The organism is Furfurilactobacillus cerevisiae (genome assembly GCF_048961765.1).
GTDB classification, from domain to species: domain Bacteria; phylum Bacillota; class Bacilli; order Lactobacillales; family Lactobacillaceae; genus Furfurilactobacillus; species Furfurilactobacillus milii_A.
Genome location: NZ_CP185253.1, coordinates 1,289,686 through 1,314,397 on the forward strand (window position 1 = coordinate 1,289,686; position 24,712 = coordinate 1,314,397).

General features: G+C 42.0%; 23 protein-coding genes, 1 tRNA gene, 1 pseudogene and 1 other annotated feature. Of the genes and pseudogenes, 18 read left to right on the plus strand and 7 right to left on the minus strand.

Annotated features, from left to right (window positions below):
• Positions 1–31: 31 nt before the first annotated feature.
• The 9 genes from ABUE36_RS06140 (at position 32) to ABUE36_RS06180 (ending at position 8,618) form a co-directional block, all read left to right on the plus strand.
• A complete protein-coding gene (locus ABUE36_RS06140; RefSeq protein ID WP_421017381.1) occupies positions 32–1,507 on the plus strand; it encodes an MATE family efflux transporter in 1,476 nt (491 codons plus the stop codon).
• Positions 1,508–1,635: 128 nt separating this feature from the next.
• Positions 1,636–1,905, plus strand: coding sequence for a hypothetical protein (locus ABUE36_RS06145; protein ID WP_017261645.1), 270 nt, complete (start codon positions 1,636–1,638; stop codon positions 1,903–1,905).
• 244 nt (positions 1,906–2,149) lie between these two features.
• Positions 2,150–3,001 (plus strand): DUF3737 family protein, encoded by an 852-nt coding sequence (locus tag ABUE36_RS06150; protein ID WP_421017382.1) that lies wholly within the window; start codon positions 2,150–2,152, stop codon positions 2,999–3,001.
• Positions 2,998–4,167 carry a MalY/PatB family protein gene (locus ABUE36_RS06155; RefSeq protein ID WP_421017383.1) on the plus strand — a complete coding sequence of 390 codons (1,170 nt, stop codon included), beginning with the start codon at positions 2,998–3,000 and terminating at the stop codon, positions 4,165–4,167. The genes ABUE36_RS06150 and ABUE36_RS06155 overlap by 4 nt, the downstream gene beginning before the upstream one ends.
• Before the next feature lie 118 nt (positions 4,168–4,285).
• Positions 4,286–4,516, plus strand: a binding site (T-box leader).
• A gap of 100 nt (positions 4,517–4,616) precedes the next feature.
• Entirely contained in the window at positions 4,617–5,777 is a 1,161-nt protein-coding gene (locus tag ABUE36_RS06160) for a 5-methyltetrahydropteroyltriglutamate--homocysteine S-methyltransferase (RefSeq protein ID WP_421017384.1), read from the plus strand.
• Positions 5,778–5,938: 161 nt separating this feature from the next.
• Complete coding sequence (locus ABUE36_RS06165) at positions 5,939–6,868, plus strand: IS30-like element ISLpl1 family transposase (protein ID WP_421016461.1); 930 nt, start codon at positions 5,939–5,941, stop codon at positions 6,866–6,868.
• A gap of 18 nt (positions 6,869–6,886) precedes the next feature.
• Positions 6,887–7,729 carry a MetQ/NlpA family ABC transporter substrate-binding protein gene (locus tag ABUE36_RS06170; RefSeq protein ID WP_421017471.1) on the plus strand — a complete coding sequence of 281 codons (843 nt, stop codon included), beginning with the start codon at positions 6,887–6,889 and terminating at the stop codon, positions 7,727–7,729.
• A gap of 16 nt (positions 7,730–7,745) precedes the next feature.
• Positions 7,746–8,219: an S-ribosylhomocysteine lyase gene (locus ABUE36_RS06175; RefSeq protein ID WP_421017385.1), complete on the plus strand. Its 474-nt coding sequence runs from the start codon at positions 7,746–7,748 to the stop codon at positions 8,217–8,219.
• A 328-nt stretch (positions 8,220–8,547) separates the two neighbouring features.
• Positions 8,548–8,618, plus strand: a tRNA-Gly gene (locus tag ABUE36_RS06180).
• 113 nt (positions 8,619–8,731) lie between these two features.
• Here ABUE36_RS06180 and ABUE36_RS06185 read toward each other — a convergent pair.
• The 6 genes and pseudogenes from ABUE36_RS06185 to ABUE36_RS06210 all read right to left on the minus strand — a co-directional run bounded on the left by ABUE36_RS06185 (position 8,732) and on the right by ABUE36_RS06210 (position 14,256).
• Positions 8,732–9,451: a hypothetical protein gene (locus ABUE36_RS06185; RefSeq protein WP_421017386.1), complete on the minus strand. Its 720-nt coding sequence runs from the start codon at positions 9,449–9,451 to the stop codon at positions 8,732–8,734.
• Between the two features lie 273 nt (positions 9,452–9,724).
• Entirely contained in the window at positions 9,725–11,113 is a 1,389-nt protein-coding gene (locus tag ABUE36_RS06190; protein WP_421017387.1) for an amino acid permease, read from the minus strand.
• Positions 11,114–11,569: 456 nt separating this feature from the next.
• Positions 11,570–11,956 carry a hypothetical protein gene (locus ABUE36_RS06195; RefSeq protein WP_161003332.1) on the minus strand — a complete coding sequence of 129 codons (387 nt, stop codon included), beginning with the start codon at positions 11,954–11,956 and terminating at the stop codon, positions 11,570–11,572.
• Positions 11,949–12,269: an acetyl-CoA carboxylase gene (locus tag ABUE36_RS06200; protein WP_421017388.1), complete on the minus strand. Its 321-nt coding sequence runs from the start codon at positions 12,267–12,269 to the stop codon at positions 11,949–11,951. The genes ABUE36_RS06195 and ABUE36_RS06200 overlap by 8 nt, the downstream gene beginning before the upstream one ends.
• Positions 12,262–13,314 (minus strand): annotated as a pseudogene (locus ABUE36_RS06205) (excinuclease ABC subunit A); the annotation flags it as partial. The pseudogene ABUE36_RS06205 and the gene ABUE36_RS06200, both read right to left, overlap by 8 nt.
• A gap of 12 nt (positions 13,315–13,326) precedes the next feature.
• A complete protein-coding gene (locus ABUE36_RS06210; protein ID WP_096109805.1) occupies positions 13,327–14,256 on the minus strand; it encodes an IS30-like element ISLpl1 family transposase in 930 nt (309 codons plus the stop codon).
• Positions 14,257–14,658: 402 nt separating this feature from the next.
• Between ABUE36_RS06210 and ABUE36_RS06215 the strand changes: the two genes are divergently transcribed.
• The 5 genes from ABUE36_RS06215 to ABUE36_RS06235 all read left to right on the plus strand — a co-directional run bounded on the left by ABUE36_RS06215 (position 14,659) and on the right by ABUE36_RS06235 (position 18,103).
• Positions 14,659–15,396 (plus strand): VIT1/CCC1 transporter family protein, encoded by a 738-nt coding sequence (locus tag ABUE36_RS06215; protein WP_421017389.1) that lies wholly within the window; start codon positions 14,659–14,661, stop codon positions 15,394–15,396.
• A 52-nt stretch (positions 15,397–15,448) separates the two neighbouring features.
• Positions 15,449–16,150: a VIT1/CCC1 transporter family protein gene (locus ABUE36_RS06220; protein ID WP_421017390.1), complete on the plus strand. Its 702-nt coding sequence runs from the start codon at positions 15,449–15,451 to the stop codon at positions 16,148–16,150.
• Positions 16,151–16,654: 504 nt separating this feature from the next.
• A complete protein-coding gene (locus ABUE36_RS06225; protein ID WP_421017391.1) occupies positions 16,655–17,185 on the plus strand; it encodes an isochorismatase family protein in 531 nt (176 codons plus the stop codon).
• Complete coding sequence (locus tag ABUE36_RS06230) at positions 17,185–17,727, plus strand: hypothetical protein (RefSeq protein ID WP_421017392.1); 543 nt, start codon at positions 17,185–17,187, stop codon at positions 17,725–17,727. The genes ABUE36_RS06225 and ABUE36_RS06230 overlap by 1 nt, the downstream gene beginning before the upstream one ends.
• Entirely contained in the window at positions 17,708–18,103 is a 396-nt protein-coding gene (locus ABUE36_RS06235; RefSeq protein ID WP_421017393.1) for a GNAT family N-acetyltransferase, read from the plus strand. Before ABUE36_RS06230 ends, ABUE36_RS06235 begins: the two co-directional genes overlap by 20 nt.
• A gap of 9 nt (positions 18,104–18,112) precedes the next feature.
• Here ABUE36_RS06235 and ABUE36_RS06240 read toward each other — a convergent pair whose 3' ends face one another.
• Positions 18,113–19,042 carry an IS30-like element ISLpl1 family transposase gene (locus tag ABUE36_RS06240; protein WP_096109805.1) on the minus strand — a complete coding sequence of 310 codons (930 nt, stop codon included), beginning with the start codon at positions 19,040–19,042 and terminating at the stop codon, positions 18,113–18,115.
• 501 nt (positions 19,043–19,543) lie between these two features.
• Between ABUE36_RS06240 and argS the strand changes: the two genes are divergently transcribed.
• The 4 genes from argS (at position 19,544) to ABUE36_RS06260 (ending at position 24,593) form a co-directional block, all read left to right on the plus strand.
• Positions 19,544–21,235, plus strand: coding sequence for an arginine--tRNA ligase (gene argS / locus ABUE36_RS06245; RefSeq protein WP_421017394.1), 1,692 nt, complete (start codon positions 19,544–19,546; stop codon positions 21,233–21,235).
• Positions 21,236–21,249: 14 nt separating this feature from the next.
• Positions 21,250–21,702 carry an arginine repressor gene (locus ABUE36_RS06250; RefSeq protein WP_421017395.1) on the plus strand — a complete coding sequence of 151 codons (453 nt, stop codon included), beginning with the start codon at positions 21,250–21,252 and terminating at the stop codon, positions 21,700–21,702.
• A 298-nt stretch (positions 21,703–22,000) separates the two neighbouring features.
• A complete protein-coding gene (locus ABUE36_RS06255; protein ID WP_421017396.1) occupies positions 22,001–24,133 on the plus strand; it encodes a PBP1A family penicillin-binding protein in 2,133 nt (710 codons plus the stop codon).
• 115 nt (positions 24,134–24,248) lie between these two features.
• Positions 24,249–24,593 (plus strand): YlbF family regulator, encoded by a 345-nt coding sequence (locus ABUE36_RS06260; protein WP_017261667.1) that lies wholly within the window; start codon positions 24,249–24,251, stop codon positions 24,591–24,593.
• Positions 24,594–24,712: the final 119 nt, after the last annotated feature.

Below are 24,712 nucleotides of genomic sequence, written 5' to 3' on the forward strand. Positions count from 1 at the left end.
AGCAGGTCTGACAATTTTAAGGAGGGGTCACGTGCACGATTTAACTGAGGGGAATCCAATCAAATTAATATTTTTGTTCACGATGCCCCTACTTATTGGGAATTTATTTCAGCAATTATACAACATTTCAGATACGTTGGTCGTTGGTCAAACATTGGGCGTCAACGCATTGGCCGCAGTTGGTTCAACGGGGTCCATTAGTTTTCTAATTATCGGGTTTGCCCAAGGACTGACGGCTGGTCTCTCGATTGTGACAGCACAGCGGTTTGGCGCACGGGACTTGAAGGGCGTTCGTGAAAGCTTTGCAGCGAGCATCTGGATCAGTTTGTTTGTAACCGTTGTTCTGACAGTACTCTCGTTGGCTTTTGTCCATCCCATTTTACACTTGATGCAGACACCAGCAGCAATTTATCACGATGCCCTAATTTTTATCTCCATTATTTTTGCTGGTATCTTTGCCTCCGTTGCCTTCAACCTGTTATCAAACATGATCCGTGGGCTGGGTGATTCACGGACTCCGCTATACTTTTTGATCGTTGGGACGGTCGTCAACGTTGTGTTGGAATTAGCGTTTATTCTAATTTTTCATATGGGCGTTGCTGGTGCAGGATTAGCCACCGTTATTTCTCAGGTTATTTCGGCCGGTTTATGTTTGATTTACATCTGGCGCCACGTACCATTGCTGCGAATCAACCGTCAGGACATGCGTGCGGGAGCTGGTCAATTGTGGGAACATTTCGCAACGGGGTTGCCGATGGGCTTTCAGATGTCAATAATCGCGATTGGTGCCATTGTTATGCAGGCGGCTTTAAACAGTTTAGGAACCGCTTCGGTTGCTTCTTCAACAGCTGCCAGCAAGATTGACCAAATTGCCACAATGCCGATGTCCTCGTTTGGCGTAACCATGGCGACGTTTGCGGCCCAAAACATTGGGGCTGGTAAATATAACCGTATTATTAAAGGTGTTCGTCAGACGCTGATTTTATCCAGCTCATTTGCGATTGTGATTGGTGCGTTGGAAATTATCTTCGGTAAGGCGTTAGTGAGCCTCTTTATTAGTGGACATGACCCAGCCGTCATGAGGTTGTCGCAAACCTACTTCAACGTGATTGCCAGTTCATACGTGTTACTGGTTGTACTGTTCATTATTCGTAACACGTTACAGGGTGTTGGTCAGCAAGCAATGCCGACCTTTGCCGGCATTGCGGAACTCGTTATGCGTTCTTTCACGGCCTTTTTCTTAGTTGGCCCCTTAGGCTATGCCGGAGCCGTATCAGCGGAGCCATTGGCTTGGCTAGGATCCTGTATCGTTTTGATTCCGTCTTACCTGCGTGCTATTCGACAGTTGCATAATTTACAATACATGCATGATCAAAATGAGCAGGCTAAACAAGTGACGGCGAAATCTGGGACGGGTGATCACACAGAAATCAGTGTCCCAAATTCGACACAAGCCCCACACGGGTTAAGTCGAGCTGGACAACACAGTACGAAGCAGGATAGTTAAAGTTCGAAACATAAGACTTGAAATCCACTTGTTTTTTTGATAATATACAAACTCGTATGCGTTGGGCATAAGACCAGAATAACCCGTTTATCTTCTTGCCGAAGAGGACGGGAATTGAGGTGAAATTAATGGCTGAATTACATGTTGGTGATGTTGTCACTGCGAAAAAGTTTGGACCGTTTGAACACAATTTCGGTGGCGAATTAGAAAAAGTTTATGAAAATTCGGCACTTGTATTGATTGATGATTACAATGACGCTGACAGCATGACTGTCAGTGAAATGAATCGTCGTGCCGTCGTTAAGAACGGTGATATTAAGGTCATTAAAGCTGCACCAGTGCCAGAACCGGATCCGGATGAAGAAAATGCCGATGATGCGGAAGATGAGAAAAAATAATAACTGCTAGTTCGTGAGTTCTGTTAGCAGATAATTCAAAGTGATTCCTGTGGTGTATAATCCGCAGGAATCTTTTTTTATGACCGGTATCAAATATGAAAGTTTATTTTGAAGCATAAAATTCTTTTTGAAAAAGTTTGCCTTACAGTTGCTCGAAGGGGGTAAAGTAGTAACAGTTAGTTAGCTACCTTCAATCGGCTAACTGAAGTTTTAAGAACTTGAACATGAAAGAAGCGAATCTTTTTTGAAAAATATTGATCAACAACAATACGTTGGTGAACGGCCATTATTCAATGCCGCTAATTTAAATATTACCAACACGACTTTTGCGGATGGGGAATCACCTCTTAAAGAGGGCCATCACCTGACGCTAGAACACGATACGTTTGAATGGAAATATCCACTTTGGTACTGTACGGATGTCAGTGCAGTTAACACGACACTACTGGAAACAGCACGTTCAGGCATTTGGTATACACACAACATTGATATGAAACAGTGTTTAATTGAGGCACCGAAAACATTTCGTCGTGCCAGTGGCATTCACTTGACCAATGTGCAAATGCCAATTGCTCAGGAAACATTGTGGAGTTGTGACGACATCACTTTGGACCATGTGTCCGCTAAGGGCGATTATTTTGGCATGAACAGTCAAAACATTGTTGCCCATGATTTTCAATTGTCCGGTAACTATTCGTTTGACGGTGGACGGAATATTGAAATTCACAACGCCACAATGCTATCAAAGGACGCCTTTTGGAACTGTGAAAATGTGACTGTTTATGATTCCACCATCATTGGTGAATATCTAGGTTGGAATTCAAAGAACATTACGTTTGTTAATTGTCGGATCGAAAGTGAACAAGGGCTTTGTTACATGGATAACTTGGTCATGAAGAACTGTTCACTGATCAAAACCAACCTGGCGTTCGAATATTCATCCGTTCACGCTGATATCACGACTAAAATTGACAGTGTTAAAAATCCTGTCAGTGGCGAAATTACTGCGCCAGCCATTGGTGAGGTTATCTTACAGGAGGACCAAATCGATCCTAGCAAGACAACAATTACGGAGACTGGGGTGACAGTGAAATGACATACGACTTTACAACGGTTCCTAATCGACGTCACACGAATTCAGTGAAATGGGATGTGGCCGACAATGAGTTACCGATGTGGGTAGCTGACATGGATTTTCAAACGGCACCAGAAATCAAGGCAACGTTAGCTGATAAGGTTGCCAAGGGGATTTTTGGTTATTCCATCATTCCAGACAATTACTATCAGGTAGTGGCAGACTGGTGGCGTAAGCGTCATGGCTTTGCTGTGCAAACGGACTGGATTTTATTCTGTAGCGGGGTTGTGCCAGCTATTTCGTCGACTGTTCGGCGGATGACAAATCCAGGTGAACAGATTTTAGTCCAAGCACCTGTTTACAACATTTTCTATAATTCGATTATTAATAATGGTCGACGTCAGATTTCCAGTGATTTGGTTTATGAAAACGGTCAGTATCATATTGGTTTCGATGATTTGGAAGCCAAGTTGGCAGATCCATTAACGACGATGATGATTCTGTGTAATCCAGCTAACCCTGTTGGCAAAGTGTGGTCGCGGGAAACCTTGCAACAGATTGGCGAATTGTGTTTGAAACACCATGTGCTAGTATTGTCGGATGAAATTCATTGTGATATTGTCACGGATCCAACTGTTCAGTACACACCGTTTGCATCGATCAGTAGCGATTTGGCCAACAATAGTATTACTTGTGTATCACCGACAAAGACGTTTAATTTGGCGGGTGTTCAAACATCGAGCATGATTATTCCTAATCCGGCCATTCGCGAACGGATTGATCGAGGCATTAATAACGATGAGATTGCTGAACCAAATATTTTTGCAATCGATGCTGCGGTAGCGGCCTTCACTAAGGGTGAACCATGGTTAAACGAACTATTAAAGCAATTAGCCGCAAACAAACGGTCGGTGGCGACCTTTTTGGGTGATGAACTGCCAGAGGTAACGGTTGCCAGTGGTGCAGCGACTTACCTCATGTGGTTAGACGTATCCGCCGTTACCAATGATTCGGTGGCACTTTGTCACTTTATTCGCCAAAAAACGGGATTATTCTTGTCTGATGGTGTGGAATATGGTGGCGATGGCAATTTATTTGTCCGGATGAATGTGGCTTGCCCTGACGCCGAACTACAAGATGGCTTAGGACGTTTGAAACGCGGTATTAAAGCCTTTGAAGCACAATGATAAACGAATTAGCTGTCATCAACTGAAGTGATTATCTGAGAGTTTCTTGAAAAAAGTGGTTGACACTAAATTTATTTCGCTGTATCTTGAATTCAACGTTAAGAAAACATTAGATAAACATTAAGCGTTGAAGAGAAGAGTAATCGCTCGACAGTTGATAAAGAGAACCCGGTTGGTGAGAAAGGGACAATGACACAGTGATGAAGATGAGCTCTGAGCGATTCAGTCGGTTCACGCCGACCGAACGGTTGCAACCGTTAACTTGCCGGGTATCAACAGGTACCGTCGAGGCATCATTTGTGAAAATGATGTAAATAAGGGTGGTAACACGGTTAAATCCGTCCCTGATTGTCAGAAGTGACAGTTAGGGACGGATTTTTTTGTTTATCAATGTTTTTTAATTAAAAATGGCGCATACAGCGACAACATCTTTCAGGAGGCTTTTGAATATGAGTGAAGCAATTTCTTTTTCTAAACGGACCAAGTCACCATTTCGGTACGATATTGTCGGCAGTTTCTTACGACCAGAAACCTTGAAGCAAGCGCGGGCACAATTTGCTGCAGGAAAAATTGATCGTGCTGCATTGACAGCTGTTGAAGACACTGAAATTATTAACCTAATCAAACAGGAGGAAGCTGCTGGCCTCATGGCGGTCACAGATGGTGAATTCCGTCGAAGTTGGTGGCATCTCGACTTTTTCTGGGGCTTTCAAGGAATCTCGTATAAAGTCCCTGAACATGGTTATTTCTTCCATGGTGAAGAAACACGTAAAGCGACCGTTACGGTAACCGATAAAATTGATGGTCACAACCATCCGTTTGTGGATCACTTTAAATTTACTCAGGCTCATGTCAGCAAGGGTGTTCAGGTCAAACAAACTTTGCCGGCACCAGCGCAATTGTTGGTTGAATTATTGAGCCCAACTAATTTGCCCGAGGTTCGGAAGATATATCCGACTGATGACGCACTATTCGCTGATATTACTAAGGCTTATAAACAAGTTATTACTGATTTGTATGACGCTGGTGCACGCACCATTCAATTGGATGACTGTACTTGGGGAATGTTGGTGGCAACATTGCCAAAGGACTTTATTAATGGTCTTGCAGGTGGTGAACCAACAACTGACGACGAACTAAAACAATTATATTTAAACATTAACAATTCTGTGATTGACGGATTACCGGCAGACTTAACTGTCAATACTCACATTTGCCGTGGTAACTATCACTCAACTTGGGCTGCCGCTGGTGGTTACGACAAAGTTGCAGATCCATTGTTTAATCAGGAACATGTTAATGCCTATTATTTGGAATATGATTCAGACCGCTCAGGTAGTTTTGATCCATTGGCAAAGGTTAGCGATAACAAATTGGTTGTGCTGGGATTATTAACATCGAAAGATGGCAAGCTCGAAGATCGGCAAACGGTTATTGATCGTATTCATGAAGCCGCAAAGTTTGTCCCGTTGGACTGTTTATGTTTGAGTACACAATGTGGTTTTGCTTCAACAGAAGAGGGCAACATTTTAACGCCAGATGATCAGTGGGCTAAGATTGCGTTAGCTAAATCGATTGCCGAAGAAGTTTGGGGCGTCGATGAGAAGTAGGCCAGACAACCGGTGAGTTTTAAACGGATTTATCAAAATAGTTATGAATGAGGGTAATCTATGGTAGATTGTAAAATTAATCCGAACGCTGTTCGGACAAAAAAGATCAGCTTCCTTTAAAATGGTGTTTACCACAAACCCATCTTTTAGGAGCTGATCTTTTGTCTAGTATAACCTATTCCGAACGAATTAAAATCGAAACCTTTTGTGAACTAGGGCTGTCCAATATCCAAATGGGCGTTCGGCTGAACCGATCACCGTCAACAATTTCTTATGAATTATCTCGATGTCAACCTTATCAGGCTGAATTAGCACAAACAGATGCCGAATACAAGCGATCACGATGTGGTCGGAAAACTAAGCTGAGCGATGAGTTAAAGCAAAAAATTCTCAACCATTTACGTCTAAGCTGGTCACCAGGAATGATTGCTCACGAATTTAAACTAGCTACTAAATCTATTTATAATTGGCTAAATCAGGAGAGAATTGATTTCTCCTTGAATGATCTACCTGAACATGGCGTACGCCAACGGCGTAACGTTGACCAACGATCCAAATATAATCAATCTTTGGGGCGATCAATTGAACAGCGTCCCATGATGATTAATCAACGTAATCGCATCGGCGATTTTGAACTAGATACAGTCGTTGGTCCTCGTGGGCATAGTAAGGCAGTTTTATTAACTTTAATCGATCGAAAATCACGGTTCCTTTGGGCATACCGGTTAAAAGATCGGACGACAGTGACTGTTAATGAAGCACTAACTAAGTTCCTAACCACTTTTAATGGTCCGGTGCACAGCTTTACTGTGGACCGTGGCACTGAGTTTAGTGGGCTAGTATCACTTGAATCACAATATGGTATTAAGACCTATTACTGCCATGCTTATACGCCAGCTGAACGTGGTAGTAATGAACGCTTTAATCGGAATTTACGTTATTTTTATCCTAAAGGGACTCGTTTTGAACACATTAGTGCTCAAGATTTAACGACGACGTTACTCCAAATTAACCAGCGACCGCTTAAAATACTCGACTGGCAAACACCGTATCAGGTTATGCTGACAAATTTGTCCAAAAATTCGGATTAAATTTGCAATCTACCCTATATCAAACATTCTAAAAAAATTCTAGTGGCTGTCGCCATTGCAGCGGGATTGGTATTAGGATTAGGAACATCGACCGGCGCTAGTGCAAGCAGTGTGACCGTTGGGACACAGGGAACAGATGCTCAAATTTGGCGGCACATTGCTAAATCATCAGCGGCTAAACAAGCGCACCTCACAATTCACGTTAAAGAAGTAACGGATAGTGTTCAGTTAAATCAGGCTACTGGCGATGGAACGATTCCGGTCAATGCATTTCAGTCATTTAGTTATATGCAGGCTTATAACAAGGAAAATCCGACGAAGAAGTTAACGGCAGTTGGTACGACCTATCTAGAACCAATGGGAATGTATTCGAAGAAGATTAAGCATTTAAAACAGTTACCAAAAGGGGCAACTATTGGTATTCCGGAGGATCCGGCCAATTTAACCCGTGGCCTGAAGCTCTTAAAGACGGCTGGATTGATTACATTGAAGGCTAATTTCAATGCGCTTGGTAATGTGAGTGGCATCAAGAGTAACCCGCGCCAATTAAAATTTCGGCAAATTGATGGTTCAACTGGACCACGAGTGTTATCAGATGTTGATGTTGTGTTAATGTCCAATACGGTCGCACAAGATGGCGGTTTAAACGTTCTTAAGGACTCATTGGTACATGAAAAGGTCAGCCGTGAAACGAACCAAGATGTCAACATTTTGGCAGCCGGTGATAAGTACAGGAATAATAAATCCGTTAAAAAGTTGGTTAAGCTCTATCGTAACAAGGGCATTCAGCGTTATATTAAGAATGAATTCCATGGCACGAAGGTTGAAGTTATTAAACCGATTAGTGCACTAAAAAAATAAGGGAGTCGAGTAGATTATGGCAAAAGTAGAAAGTTTTACATTGGATCACACGAAGGTTAAGGCACCATATGTTCGTTTGATTACGGTTGAAAATGGTCCAAAGGGTGATGCTATTTCAAATTATGACTTGCGTTTGGTACAACCAAACACAAACGCGATTCCAACTGCCGGCTTACATACCATTGAACATTTATTAGCTGGTTTGTTACGTGACCGCATGGACGGCGTCATCGACTGTTCACCATTTGGTTGCCGGACTGGTTTCCATTTGATTACGTGGGGTGAACACTCAACAACAGAAGTTGCCAAAGCATTGAAGAGCTCATTGGAAGAAATTCGCGACACGATTGAATGGAAGGACGTTCAAGGCACTGGCAAGTACAGTTGTGGGAACTACCGTGACCACTCTTTGTTCTCAGCCAAGGAATGGTGCAAGACTATTTTGGATCAAGGTATCAGCGACGAACCATTTGAACGTCACGTGATCTAAATGTTGTCTGTTCTGACTGACGTTTGCGGTTGTCAAAGACGAATGCCGCCGTGGGACCGGTTTAAGCCTTCTGAAGTTCGAAGTCTTGTCAACCGTCCTGTGTTGTAAATCCGGCATAAAACGCCTGATTAACAACACGTTCACGGCTTACATTCATCTTTAACGCCCTCCAGCTCAGGGTGTGTAGAAACATTTAAAAAATCGTCGAAACTTGATAAAAGTTTTCGGCGATTTTTTGTGGGGTTGATCCTTCGATTTTTAGTCCAAACGTCCAAATCAGTAATGACAGATTGAGGGCGCTATGCTACACTATAAAAGTTGGTTCAATGCGGGTGTAGTTTAGTGGTAAAATTCAAGCTTCCCAAGCTTGTGTCGCGAGTTCGATTCTCGTCACCCGCTTAAAAAGTTTTTAAAAAGTGCTTAGTGATAAGCACTTTTTTTGTACAATATTTTTGAAAGCCATTGTGGTATTTGGTTGATTTATTGGGGCCAATTGCTTAATTTAGGTAGATTTAAGCGTCTTGTTTGAAGATTTTGATGTTTATTATTTCACCTTTGTCATTTTTTTCAAAATGCACCTGATAGCTTTTATCAATTATTTCTGAATAATAGCTTGAATCTTCGTCGGAAATTGTAGAAGCTTTTGAAGCATCGTCCTCCATAAAGTCGTGAACATGTTCATTAATGGCGTGTGCGTCTAATTTGGGATCCAAGGGTAGATCAGAAAAATCTTCTTTTACCACATTGATTGACATATCGCTGTTAACACCATAAGTTACGTAATCTAAATTTTTGTCCTTATATGCTCCATCTGATAAGTTTTCACCTTTAGCAGTTAGTTGACCATAAATTTTGTTGTTAGAACCTTTGTTTGAATCGTTTTCGGATGATGCATCGCTTGCGGCAGAGTGAGCAGCGCTCTGATTTGATTCGCCGTTGGAAGAACTGGTCGAGTTTTCTGCATCATCAGTGTCATCTTCGGAGCTGTCATTAGTTTGCGTTTCATCTTTAGAAAAGGACCAATTGTCTTCTTTTGAGGAACTTGTATTGGACGGGTCTGAATTAAGTCCCGATGCATTAAAAAATATTATTACAAGTAAAGCCAACAATATTGTTGTGATTTCAATTAACTTCAATGATTTCTTTTTAAGCCATAAAAAGATCCAAAGAATTATTGCGATAAAAAGAAAAATGACAGAGAGCAACAGCAGAAAGGCAAATACGTCGTTCATTATTGTAGACTCCAATAAAATTCAGCTTTTTATGTCGTCAGTATTTGGACCTGAGTTTATATGATGCATTGAAAACTATTATGAGAAAAGATAGGAGGATGATTGAAATGATATGAAAACTTGCACAGTACGTCAATGACTATTATTAATAGGTTAAACAACAGCTTTTCAAAATTTACTTTTTACTAAAATGATAATCTAAGAAAATAATTGAATTATTAAAAAATCCCCGTCTGCAATGTGATTTAAATGCAGACAGGGTCAGTGAAAGGGTTACTTATTTATTTTTGATTTTTCATACAACGATTCACGCTGCGTAAAATAATAGTAAGCACAGATACCAACGTATATCGCTATGGTCAGTACTGTGACGATGATATTAGTAGAGAAAAGAATACCAAAGAAGACAAGTACTAATGCAATCAGAGAAAAGTACGATGTCCATGGGTACAAGCTAACATGATAGGTAGTGTCATCAAACTTATAGCGACGACTGCGGATATGACCCAGACAAAGTAGAATCCATATTACTAAAATTGTATAACTAATTGAGCCGACTAAATAATCAAATAATGTATTACCAATAAAGTAGGTAAGCAGTACGCCGGCAAATAAAGATAGTGAACACATGAGGACGGCCATGTAAGGGACAAAATGTTTATTCAACCGGGTTAAGGCAGATGTAACCTTCGTTTGGCGTTTGTTGCGTTGGTTTTGAACAAATAAGAGCCGTGATGCTGAGTAAATACCAGAATTGATGGAGGAAATCAACGCTAGAATAATCACAAAGTTAACGATGTCGGAGGCAAACGGAATGTTTAATAACCGGAACACTGAGACAAATGGACTGACTTTATCCGTTAACTGATCCCATGGAAAAAGGGTAACGATGATGAAAAAGGGAATCAGATAGAATGAAATGATCCGGAACATGATGCCGTGAACTGCGTGCGGGATGACTTTTTGTGGATCCTTCACTTCGCCTAATGTAATCCCGATTAATTCTGAGCCGGCAAACGAATAAATTACGATCAACATAGCGCTTAGAAAGCCAAATGCACCATGAGGGAAGAAGCCACCGTGAACGGTTAAATTAACAAATGCATGATTGGTGGTCATCATGTTTCGAGCAATTAGGAAGATACCAGCGAAGATGAAGAAAATAATAACCGCAATTTTCATAATGGCTAGCCAGTATTCTGTTTCGGCAAACCAGCGGACCGAAAGTAGATTAATGCCAGAAATGACGACCGCAATGACTAAAACAATTAGCCAGGTAGGAACGGTTGGAAACCAGACTTGAATAAAACTGGCCGCGGCCACGGCTTCAGCTGTTAAATCCACAAACCACATCGTAAAGTAGGCCCAGTCCACTAAATAAGCCGCAAAGGGACCAAGAATTGGTTGTAGCAAACCTGAAAAGCCGGTGGCGGATGGATTATTTGCGGCCATTTCGGCCATGCCTTGCATGATGAATAGCAGAATTAAACCACCAAGCAGGTAACATAAAATAACCGAAGGACCGGCAGTATGGACGGCGTTGGCACTGCCTTTAAACAGACCAGCACCGATAGCACCACCCAATGCCAGCATTGTAATATGGCGGCTTGTTAATGATCGTTGCAGATGAGCGTTGTCGTTGTTTTTGGTTTCGTTTGTCATTGCAAACTCCTTTTCTCTATATCTGACTGTTTTGATTTTAAAAATGAGAAATAAAAACGTCCTTTGAATCAACATGGATTCAAAGGACGTTTACACGTGGTACCACCTTTGTTCGAGCAACAGGCAATTTGGCTGTTGTTCCTTACTGCACACGAATATGCAGTTTACGATAACGGGTAACACCGGTATTTCTCATAAAAAATACGCTCTAATGGGTCTTTAGTTAATCAGTCAACACACCGTTCCAGCCGTTGGCGCTCTCTTTAGATCACTAATTAACGCATCCACCACATCAGTTCAGCAGAAAAATTAAGTTAAAAACATATTAAACGACAATGAGAAACATGTCAAACGAAATTTATATGGTGACTACTCCAAAACTTGTTACCCAATGTGCCAACAGGCTTTTCTTTAGTAAAACAATGTTTTAATGACGCCAGCGAATAAAAATGATAATTATGGCTTTAACACTGTGACATGGCGAATATCGTCAAGACGCAGAAAACCATTCTCTTCAATATAAACACTGACATCATCATAGCCCTTCACATGACCGATGATGTCAGCAGAGAGTTTACCCTCACTATTGTGGGCGTAACATTGGATGCTGACACGATAAATATTGGCATATGCTGTGGCCAGCCGCTGGCTTATTTCGGTCATAGATTGCAGTGGTTTGGGTTCAAAGTGACGCTGCTTTTCTTCTGCTTCTTTGTTTAAAGCGCTAGTATGATCTGATAAATAATAACCTTGCCACTTGAGCATGCCACGATCAACATAATGGTTGTCGAAAAAGTCTTGCACAATTTTAGGATCGTAATCAGGATACTTTTCATCACTCATCCCAATGCTTCTTTCTTTGGATGATCCGTTGTGACTTTGGCCACTGTTGACCAGTAAAACCTTCAAACTGAATGCTCAATTGGGTGTGCTTTTGAATATCATCAACAAGCTCCTCAAGATACGTTAGATCATAAATGGTGACAGTATGTAAGGGGACAGATTTCTCTCGATGAGCCTTTTTTAGACTGTCAAAGAAAAAATTATACGTTTTGTCATAGGGATCATCGACAATCTGCAGCCAATAGCGGGTATTGTACTGCCGTAGAAATAGTTCATCGATGCGTTGGCAAATTAAATCTAAATCTTTATTCATATGCATTTCCTCCGTTATGTCCTCCCACCAGTGAGGCACGGTTAATAGCTGTGCCGCCGTGAATAATACTTCGAGCAAAGACGATGGCACGAAAACCGTAACGGTCACGAATAGCGTCAACAATAGCCTCAAAGCGGGCGTTCTTAATTTGTCGTTGAGGGTCCGAAAATAAATCAAGTTGCTGACCAGTATTAGGGGATAACCGTGATGTATAAACAGCAATATTACGAATAGTTTGACCCTGCCAGTGGTTGCGAAACATATTGGTTAGTTGAGTCACAATGATTTTGTTGCTGTCAGTTGGATCAATGCGGATCGATTGATGAAAACCGCCGCGGCCATCTTGTTCGCTAGCAGCATAGGAAAAACCAATGGAGAGAGAAAGACAGCCTGCTAGTTTGTGGTGGTGGCGCAAACGAGCCGTAACCTGTTCGCCAATCTCTTTAATAACTGTTTCAATTTCAAATTGATCATTATAATCACGTGGTAATACTTGTGAATTTCCTAGACTAGCTTCATGAACTTTGACACGTTTACGTATTTGACTACGATCAATACCCCATGCTAAAGCAAATAATTGGGCACCAATAATTCCCATTTCAGCGGTCAAATCGTAGGGATTATGGTGGGCCAAATCGTTCATCGTGTGAATTCCCATTCGTTCTAAATGAGCGGCTGTTCGATGACCGATGCTCCAAACAGAGTCCAGCTGCGAAATCGTCCAGATTTGACTTGGAACAGTATCGTAGCGGATTTCACCGATTAAATCTGGGGCGTGTTTAGCGTATACGTCCAAAGCGATTTTAGCTTGCACAGGATTTTCACCGATACCAATTGTGACGTACAGGCCTAACTCTCTGCGAATTGTGTGTTGAATGAGCTTGGCAACTTCTTGTGGTTGTTGTCCAAATAATTTATAAGAATGAGTCATGTCTAAGATGGATTCATCAATTGAATAGGGCCATAAATCTTCATCTGCAACAAAACGGCGAAAAATATCGTTAATTTGCAAATTCTTCTTAATGTATGGTAGATTGCAAATTGGTAGATTGCAAATTTAATCCGAATTTTTGGACAAATTGGTCAGCATAACCTGATACGGTGTTTTCCAGTCAAGTATTTTAAGCGGTCTCTGGTTAATTTGGAGTAACGTCGTCGTTAAATCTTGAGCACTAATGTGCTCAAAACGAGTCCCCTTAGGATAAAAATAACGTAAATTCCGATTAAAGCGTTCATTACTACCACGTTCAGCTGGCGTATAAGCATGACAGTAATAGGTCTTAATACCATATTGTGATTCAAATGATACTAGCCCACTAAACTCAGTACCACGGTCCACAGTAAAACTGTGCACCGGTCCATTAAAAGTTGTTAGGAACTTAGTCAGTGCTTCATTAACACTCGCTGTCGTTCGGTCCTTTAACCGATATGCCCAAAGGAACCGTGATTTGCGATCGATTAAAGTTAATAAAACTGCCTTACTATGCCCACGAGGGCCAACGACGGTATCTAGTTCAAAATCACCGATGCGATTACGTTGATTAATCATCATGGGACGCTGTTCAATCGATCGCCCCAAAGATTGATTATATTTGGATCGTTGGTCAACGTTACGCCGTTGGCGTACGCCATGTTCAGGTAGATCATTCAAGGAGAAACCAATTCTCCCCTGATTTAGCCAATTATAAATAGATTTAGTCGCTAGTTTAAATTCGTGAGCAATCATTCCTGGTGACCAGCTTAGATGTAAATGGTTGAGAATTGTTTGCTTTAACTCATCGCTCAGCTTAGTTTTCCGACCACATCGTGATCGCTTGTATTCGGCATCTGTTTGTGCTAATTCAGCCTGATAAGGTTGACATCGAGATAATTCATAAGAAATTGTTGACGGTGATCGGTTCAGCCGAACGCCCATTTGGATATTGGACAGCCCTAGTTCACAAAAGGTTTCGATTTTAATTCGTTCGGAATAGGTTATACTAGACAAAAGATCAGCTCCTAAAAGATGGGTTTGTTGTAAACACCATTTTAAAGGAAGCTGATCTTTTTTGTCCGAACAGCGTTCGGATTAATTTTACAATCTACTTTATTCTAAAAATTAAATTGATTAATGAAACAGGTTCGTTTGAAACAGGTGATTGCCTGAATCAAACGAACCTGTTTTAAGTTACATGGATTAAGAAAATGAATCTTTAAAGTTAGGGTAGCCATATAAAAATATGAAGGGTGTTGAAAAAACATCAAAATAGCCTATTGTTAAAGGTGATTGAAAAAAGATGAAAAAAGGCACACTGATTACTTGCAGATTCCAATCAGTGTGCTAATATATAAATGCATGTTAGAATGATTCTAAATAGAGAGAATATACCTGAATCATCATTTATTATAAATGGTGATTCAGGTATTGAAAAGGGGCAATCACGTGGAAACGACACAACCGCAAAAAAGTAAAAAAGGTGCATCGCTTGCCCAGCGGATAAACATCATGCGGGCGAGCGTCATGGGTGCCAACGATGGCATTTTGTCCGTTGCCGGTATCGTTATTGGGGTGGCTGGTGCAACCAACAGTCCTCGGGCAATTTTCCTAGCAGGGATTGCTGGTATGCTGGCTGGTACAATCTCAATGGCAATGGGGGAATGGGTCTCCGTTAGTACGCAACGTGATTCTGAAAAGCGTGCGATTCAACGTGAGACAAGCGCAGTTGACAATCATGTGGATACAGAAATTGATTTTATTAAAGATAAGTATATGGCACAGGGGATTTCGGAACAGTTATCCAATCGCGCTGCTCATGAAATGATGTCTGGCGATCCGCTATATACTGGTGTACGTGAACGTTATGGGTTTGATCCAAAGGTTAAAACTAGTGCCATTGGTGCAGCGATTGCGTCTATGATTTCATTTCCGACAGGATCAATTTTACCGCTGGTCGCCATTACGTTCTTTCCAGCACGAATTCGGGTGCTGGCAACCGTGATTTCCGTGATTATTGCATTATCGATAACAGGTTACATCGCTGCCTCATTGGGACACGCCAACCGTGGCAAAGCAACCATGAGAAACGTCATTTCAGGCTTATTAACCATGGCGGTCACATATGCCATCGGGTTGTTATTTGCCCATTAGTCATGTGTTGAAAATTGGCGTTTGAAGAGATAGAGAAAAGGGGTAGTGTTTCATGCAAGTAAGTCCAACTAAACCAAAGAAACGAACTAAAATGACCATGGCTGAGCGTTTAAATACGTTACGTGCTGGTGTTTTGGGATCTAACGATGGTATTTTAACCGTTGTCGGGGTGTTATTTTCTGTTGCCGTCGCAACGACAAATCAATTTACAATTTTTATTGCCGGATTGTCCGATTTATTAGCTTGTGCTTTTTCTATGGCATCTGGCGAATATGCCTCAGTTAGTTCACAAAAAGATACTGAGCGGGCTGCGGTTACGCAGGAAAGTGAATTGTTAAAGACGCAACCTGATCAAGAAGCTGCGATTGTCCGTGATTACTACGTTAGTCGGGGTGTCACCAAACAAACAGCGCAGGAAATCACTGACGAATTGATGACAAAAAATCCGCTGGGAACGCTGGCACGAATTAAGTATGACCTTGAATTAGGGCATTACATGAATCCATGGAACGCCGCTTTTTCCTCACTGATTGCGGCATCGACAGGTGGGATCTTCCCATTATTTGCCATGACTTTTTCACCGGTCAGTATCCAGTGGCCAATGACCATTTTGGCCGTTACACTATCGGTTGCTTTAACTGGTTATTTAAGTGCCAAACTAGGTGATGGTTTGACTAAGACGGCGATTATTAGAAACGTGATTGTCGGTTTGATTACGATGTTTATTCACTACCGTGTTGGGTTACTGCTCTAATTGAATTAGTTACGCCCCGAAAACTGTTATGGTTTTCGGGACTTTTTTATGATTGCAAACTGAAAGGTAGAACAGAGGTGACTTACGCCTACGGTTGAAATTGTGGCAAGCTGCCTGTCATGATCATCTGGCAGTAGCTATCAGAAAGATTAGTCATTTACTATAATCGTTTACTACAGGAGTGGAGCTGACCGGAAACAGTTCCGTGTGAGCAACACTTGGCGGCAGGAGTTTGGCCGCTTAGTGTTGCGGGATGACTTATGAGACGGGTACTTCGGCTCATAATCAAGGTAGAAGACTCCGAGCCTCAGGAGGCTGAGACTGGTCCTCATGGAACGGCGTTTCTGGTCAGCGTAACGGCAGAAGGTTGTCTCCAAAAAATTACTAGCGTTTTAATGGCTTTACACATCTGTGAGTTGTTTATGCCGCTTCAAACTTTCACTACTTTGCGGTAAAACTAGTGGTAATATGGTTAACAAATTTAACGTTAGGAAGTGGCCCAGCATGTTACAAGACGCGTTATTAGTGATCGATGCACAAAAGGGAATGGTCAATGCAGCCAATTATGAGCAAGTCATTGATCAAATTAATGATCGGATTGATGCCTATCGTGCAGAAAATAAACCGCTATTATTCATTCAACATACGGATGATGAATTTGTTTATGGTTCTGACCCGTGGATGTTGGCACCACAACTACATCGTCAACAAACGGATCGAGTCATGTTGAAGTACCATTCAGATTCTTTTTATGAAACAGGGTTGGCATCATTGTTGCATCATCGGGCCGTTCGATTTGTTGAAATTTGCGGCTTTCAAACGGAATATTGTGTTGATACCGCTATGCGAGTTGGTCATGATCAAGGATTTGACATGTCAATCATGCAAGGGTTGTCTTCGACGATGGCCAGTAATGGGTTGACAGCTGCTCAAATCATTAATCATCATGAACAAATTTGGCAAGGGACATTTGGCCACGTCATGCCAAATCCGACAGTCCAATCTGAAACAACGACTGAAGATGCGGCGCATTAATGAAAATTTATTTATGTGGATCAGTTGGTAGTGGTAAGTCAACAATTGCTCGAAAATTGGCTAGTCAGACCGGGTGGCCCGCGTGGTCACTGGATGATATTACCTGGGTTCGTGGACCGGTTGCTCAAAAACGGCCGGAAAAAGACCGAATTGCAAGGGTGAATGAAATCTGTCAACGACAGAATTTTATTGTTGAAGGCGCTCAACTAGGCTGGATTGGCAAGACGACAATATTTGAGCGTGCGGACTTATGTATATTACTCGAACCGAGTATCAAAAAAGTTCGTTGGCAGATTGACTCACGTTTTGTAAAGCAGTTGTTGCATTTAGAACATGCAGACTATCAACCGACTTGGCAAGGATTAAAAGATATGCATCGGTGGCAGCACCAATATAACCAAAATGATCGACAAAAGGTTCGTTTGCTCATTGCTCAGGCCGCAAAAACGCCAACAATTTGTGCTAATTTTGCGGAAGTGCAACAGGCAGTTTTACGTTTTTCAGAAAAGGGTGGTCAAGAACATGATGATAAAAGAATTTGAGGCGTTAACAACACGGGAATTATTTGAAATTTATCGTGCACGAACGAATGTCTTTGTCGTTGAACAAGCTTGTGCCTATCCCGAAGTGGACACCGTAGACTTAACTGCTCAGCATGTATTTTCAACAACTGCAGACGGTCAGGTACAAGCGTACTGCCGAATTTACCGTGATGAGTCGCAAACAGATCATTGGCATATTGGACGCGTTCTGGTTGTCAAGACGGCTCGTGGTCACGGTTTAGCGCGTGAATTGGTCCAAACGGCAATTGACTGGATTAAAAAGCAATCGGAGGCCAAGGTTATTGATATTGAGGCACAAGTTTATTTATCTGCCTTTTATCAACAAATGGGGTTTGAAATTATGAGTAAACGGTAGATTGCAAATTTAATCCGAATTTTTGGACAAATTGGTCAGCATAACCTGATACGGTGTTTTCCAGTCAAGTATTTTAAGCGGTCTCTGGTTAATTTGGAGTAACGTCGTCGTTAAATCTTGAGCACTAATGTGCTCAAAACGAGTCCCCTTAGGATAAAAATAACGTAAATTCCGATTAAAGCGTTCATTACTACCACGTTCAGCTGGCGTATAAGCATGACAGTAATAGGTCTTAATACCATATTGTGATTCAAATGATACTAGCCCACTAAACTCAGTACCACGGTCCACAGTAAAACTGTGCACCGGTCCATTAAAAGTTGTTAGGAACTTAGTCAGTGCTTCATTAACACTCGCTGTCGTTCGGTCCTTTAACCGATATGCCCAAAGGAACCGTGATTTGCGATCGATTAAAGTTAATAAAACTGCCTTACTATGCCCACGAGGGCCAACGACGGTATCTAGTTCAAAATCACCGATGCGATTACGTTGATTAATCATCATGGGACGCTGTTCAATCGATCGCCCCAAAGATTGATTATATTTGGATCGTTGGTCAACGTTACGCCGTTGGCGTACGCCATGTTCAGGTAGATCATTCAAGGAGAAACCAATTCTCCCCTGATTTAGCCAATTATAAATAGATTTAGTCGCTAGTTTAAATTCGTGAGCAATCATTCCTGGTGACCAGCTTAGATGTAAATGGTTGAGAATTGTTTGCTTTAACTCATCGCTCAGCTTAGTTTTCCGACCACATCGTGATCGCTTGTATTCGGCATCTGTTTGTGCTAATTCAGCCTGATAAGGTTGACATCGAGATAATTCATAAGAAATTGTTGACGGTGATCGGTTCAGCCGAACGCCCATTTGGATATTGGACAGCCCTAGTTCACAAAAGGTTTCGATTTTAATTCGTTCGGAATAGGTTATACTAGACAAAAGATCAGCTCCTAAAAGATGGGTTTGTTGTAAACACCATTTTAAAGGAAGCTGATCTTTTTTGTCCGAACAGCGTTCGGATTAATTTTACAATCTACTAAACCATTTGATGATTTTGGTATTGCGCATCAGGAAATGTCACAAGCTTTGGTAAATTAATTGACCTATAGACTGGCTGTGTCAGCGGGGCAGCAAAACGCGATTTGACTCAAGCAAATAATATTGTGTTTCACAGCCGTAGTTGGTATAATAGCTTGCGTTCACGTTTGAAGAAGTAGTCTGTATTGGTTTTGTTAAGCGAGTCGCGTTGGTGGAAGGCGATCAAGAGAGCAGATGAAGCGTGTCAAACGGTTAAAGTTAAATATTAAATGAGTGGATTGGGTAATGACCTGATCAAAAAGAGTGGTACCGCGGAAAAATCGCCTCTTACATACACATGTAAGGGACGTTTTTTGTTTTTTAACACGACATTTAGAATTTGAACCATGAAAGGGAGATTTGATGAATAATCGCGAACAAGTTGCGCAAGCTATCAGTGAGGCGTTAGATGGCCAATTAACAGCTGAGGATATTGTTGTCAAAATTGAACAGCCGAAAACTTCTGACCTTGGCGACCTAGCATTTCCAACGTTTGTATTAGCTAAGACGCTCCATAAAGCACCTAATTTAATTGCTGCTGATTTGGCAGACAAAATTGACCAAACAACTTTTGAAAAAGTTCAGGCAGTTGGTCCTTACGTTAACTTCTTCTTAAAGAAGGGCAACTTTGCTGCAACCACGTTGGCGGCCATCTTAACTGATAAAGATCAATACGGTGCTCAAAACCTTGGTAATGGTGGTAATGTGCCAATCGACATGTCGTCACCGAACATTGCTAAACCAATGTCGATGGGTCACTTGCGGTCCACAGTGATTGGTAATGCGATTGCCAATATTTTATCCAAAACTGGGTATCATCCAATTAAAATCAACCATTTAGGTGACTGGGGCACACAGTTTGGTAAGTTAATGCAGGCTTATAAAATGTGGGGGACTGAAGCTGAAGTGAAGGCAGATCCCATCAATAAGTTGCTTGAATACTACGTTCGTTTCCATAAGGAAGCAAAAGAGCATCCGGAAATGGACGAAGACGCCCGTGAATGGTTTAAAAAGCTTGAAGATGGTGATGAAGAAGCAACTCGCCTATGGAAGTGGTTCCGTTCAGAATCACTGAAATCCTTTATGCGGATTTATGATGAATTAGGCGTGAAGTTTGATTCTTACAATGGTGAAGCCTTCTACAATGACAAAATGGACGAAGTTGTCCAGATTCTTGAAGATAAGCACCTTTTGCATGAAAGTAATGGTGCAGAAGTTGTGGATCTTGACAAGTACGACTTAAACCCAGCGTTAATTAAAAAATCAGATGGTGCGACATTGTACATCACACGTGATTTGGCTGCTGCTATTTATCGGAAACGTGAATACAAGTTTGTCCAATCTCTTTACGTTGTGGGTGCGGAACAAGTTAACCATTTCAAACAATTAAAGGCAGTGTTGACGGAAATGGGCTTTGACTGGGCCGACCAGATTCACCACATTCCGTTTGGTCTCATTACCTTGAATGGTCAAAAATTATCCACGCGTTCTGGGCGGGTTGTCCTACTGGAAGATGTGTTAAAAGATTCCATCGATTTGGCCATGAAACAAATCGAAGCAAAGAACCCATCATTAGCTAACAAGAATGAGGTTGCTCATGAAGTTGGTGTGGGGGCTGTAATTTTCCATGACTTGAAGAACGAACGGCTGAACAGTTTCGACTTTAATCTTGAAGAAGTGGTTCGTTTTGAAGGTGATACTGGTCCGTACGTTCAATATGCACGGGCACGGGCTGAAAGTATGTTACGGAAAGCCAACAAGACGACGTTTGATTTGGATGACATCAGCATTGACGATCCAGCGGCTTGGAACACGATTAAGGCGTTGAGTGAGTTTGGTGATGTTATCAAACGGGCGGCTACAGAGTACGAACCATCTGTCGTGGCAAAATACGCAATCAATTTGGCGCGTGAATTTAACAAGTACTACGCTAACTCGAAAGTCTTAGTTGAAGATGATGGCTTAAACGCTCGTCTAGCGCTTGTTAAGAGTGTCAGCATCGTGTTGAAGGAAAGTCTACGGTTGCTTGGCGTTGAATCACCAGACGAAATGTAGGGTGGTGGTCACGCATGCAAAAGCAACAACGGCAAGCGGCCATTGTAAAGTTGATTGAATCAGCTAACATTACTAACCAAGATGCGTTGCAAAAAGCGTTGGTTGCACAGAATGTTCACGTAACGCTGGCCACACTCTCACGTGATTTGAAGGAATTGCATATTGTCAAAGAACCTAATGCGGAAGGACACGCAGTCTACCGGGCTTTAAAAACGACTGGTGGCGTGTCGAATAACCGCTTTGAACAACGCTTCGGTGAAGTAGTGATTGATTTCACTCAAGTTGAGTTTATGAATGTTGTTAAGACGACGCCCAGTGATGGTAACGCATTAGCGGCGTTGATCGATGATATGGATGATGATGCTATAACAGGCACGTTGGCGGGTCATGATACGATTTTAGTTATCAGTCCTAACCGTGAGGCAGCGAGCAGGTTGCATGACCGGTGGGCAGCATATCAGCATTAAAAGCAGGGCGTTAGGTAATTAAAGCTTTCTTAGTTGTTAGCAAAATTAAAGGTGATGTTTGAGAACGTTTGCGACGTTTTTGAACATCACCTTTTTATCATTCATGCGGATAAAATGCGTGTTTGTCGGGTTACATTCATAAACGGACTAATAAAAATTGTTAAAACTGCCGATTTCAACGCTGACGCCACGGTTTAGTGTGGTACGATACACTGGATCAATTTAGACAGAAGGGTACAAATTTATGAAGCGCAATCAGCATCCGAATTCCGGTCAGTCTTGGCGGGATTCCGCCTTTATGCAGGGCCTAAAACAATTTAAAAACTCTGCATTTATGCAGTGGTTAGGACGTTTGTGGCATGCCATGTGGCGTCACATTCGCCATTTCTGGCGTCGCTTTCAACTCACACGTTGGGTTATTGTGGCCATCTTAAGCGTTATTTTCGTGATGAGCGCTTACTTTACGTTCGAGGCAAAGACGGCCCATGTTGGTAATTTAAAAGCAGCATTGTCGCAGCCAACGGTAATTTACGACCGGAAGAGTCAAAAAGCCGGGGAGCTGTACTCACAAAAAGGGACTTATGTTTCATTAGATAAGATTTCACCTAACATTCAAAACGCGGTGTTATCAACAGAAGATCGCAATTTTTATCACGAACACGGGTATTCGATTAAAGGGTTGGCACGGGCCTTCTTTCTGTTAGCTCGGAATAAGCTCCTTCACCGAGATTATATTAGTGGTGGTGGATCAACGTTAACTCAACAATTGGTTAAGAACGCTTATCTGTCACAAGAACAAACGGTGACACGTAAGGCACGAGAAATCTTCTTGTCGATTGAAGTTGAAAATGTTTATTCCAAACAGGACATTTTGGCAATGTATCTCAACAATGCTTATTTCGGACATGGTGTTTGGGGCGTTGAGGATGCATCTGAGCGATATTTTGGTAAGCATGCGACTCAGTTAACCGTTCCGGAATCGGCGGTATTGGCGGGGATGTTAACGTCGCCCAGCGGTTATAATCCAGTTGATCAGCCAGCCGCTTCGAAAGCACGGCGAAACGTTGTGCTCGGTTTGATGGCAGATAACAAAAAGATTTCATCGGCTGATGCGGCTGCTTATCAAAAAACAGCCTTAGTGACGACAGATAATTATGCGCCAGACAGTTCTTACCGATACCCTTATTTCTTTGATGCAGTGATTGATGAGGCCATTTCTAAATATGGTCTAACAGAAGCTGACATCATGAATCATGGGTATAAGATCTACACAACCTTGGATCAAACGCAGCAAACAACCATGCAGAACTTGTTTAAGAACCCCGCTAACTTCCCAGCCAACGCTAACGATGGCACAATGGTTCAGGCAGCAAGCATTGCAATGGATCCTAATAATGGTGGTGTGTCTGCTGTTATGGGAGGCCGTGGTGAACACGTCTTCCGTGGCTTTAACCGAGCAACACAATCATTGCGTTCACCGGGTTCAACGATAAAGCCGTTTGCTGTTTATACGCCGGCACTTCAAAATGGTTATTATTATGACTCTGAGTTGCAGGATAAGAAACAATCCTATGGCGCTAATCATTATTCACCAAGTAACTATGGCGATACTTATCGTGGTGAGGTGCCGATGTATCAAGCGCTTCAAAACAGTTACAATGCGCCAGCGGTTTGGTTGCTGAACAAGATTGGTGTTCAAAAGGGCTATGACTCTGTTCAACGATTTGGAATTAACTTGGATAAATCCGATAATAACCTGGCAATGGTGCTTGGTGGTATTAAGAAAGGTGTGTCACCTGAGACAATGGCACAAGCGTTTACGACGTTTGCCAATGGTGGTAAGTTAACTCAGGCTCACTTTATTACTAAGATTGTGGATGCTTCCGGAAAAGTCATCGTAGATAATGACTATGATCAGCCAAAACGGATTATCAGCAAGAATGTCGCTAACGAAGTGACCAGTATGATGTTGGGAACATTTACTCATGGTACTGGTGTCTACGCCAAACCGGCGGGTTATCAAGTGGCTGGGAAAACTGGTACCACCGAAGCGGACGGTGTTGGTGACACTACTGGAACCACGGATATGTGGGTTGACGGCTACACGCCGGACCTAGTCATGGTTAACTGGGAAGGCTTTGATCAAACTAATAAGGGGAATCATCTAGATGTTCCCCAGGGGTTAGCTGTTAGTCAGCTCTACAAGGCCGAAATGACGAGCATGTTGCCGAATACCAAACAAACGGCGTTTACCGTTAAAGATGCCAATACGTTGGCAGCAACTGAAAGTTCAGCAGAAAGTGGCAACGTTTGGGATGAGGTACAACAAGGCGCTGGTAAAGTCGGCAAATCAATTGGTAAGGGCGCCGATTCGTTGCTTCAAAAAGCTGGCGATCTTTGGAACCAGTTCACCGGTGTTCTAGGACGTTAAACGATAAGGCACTGACTGATTGAAAATTTGATGAGATTTTCAAAGCGAACAGCTGTTTCCTTTTGAAGGAAATGGTACACTAATAAGGAATTAAAAAATGAGGAGGCTACCGTTTATGGCAGCAGATATTTTGGCCGACGCAAAGTCCATGGCCACGACCCTAGAAGCAAGCGACGAATTTCAAGCACTGAGTGATGCCTACGATAAAATGAAGCAAAACGACGAGGCTTATAAAACTTTTCAAGAATTTCAGTCAACTCAATTGAGTTTGCAACAAAAGCAGATGCAAGGTCAAAATCTGAGCGAAGACGAAATGAACAACGCCCGTGAGTTAGCCACGAAGGTTGGTAACTTTGAAGAAATCAAAACATTGATGCAAAAAGAAGAGGCTGTTAACAACTTGTTGAACGAACTCAACAATGTGATTACTAAGCCAATTCAGGATTTATACAGAAAATAATTAAGTTCGATATCGCAGTCTGGTAGTAACGGTTAGTCCCGTGACTGCCAGACTGTTTTTAGTAAGCGATAGGCGAGCATTGCGTTAAACAAAAAGTACCGAGGTAAAGGAGACATCAG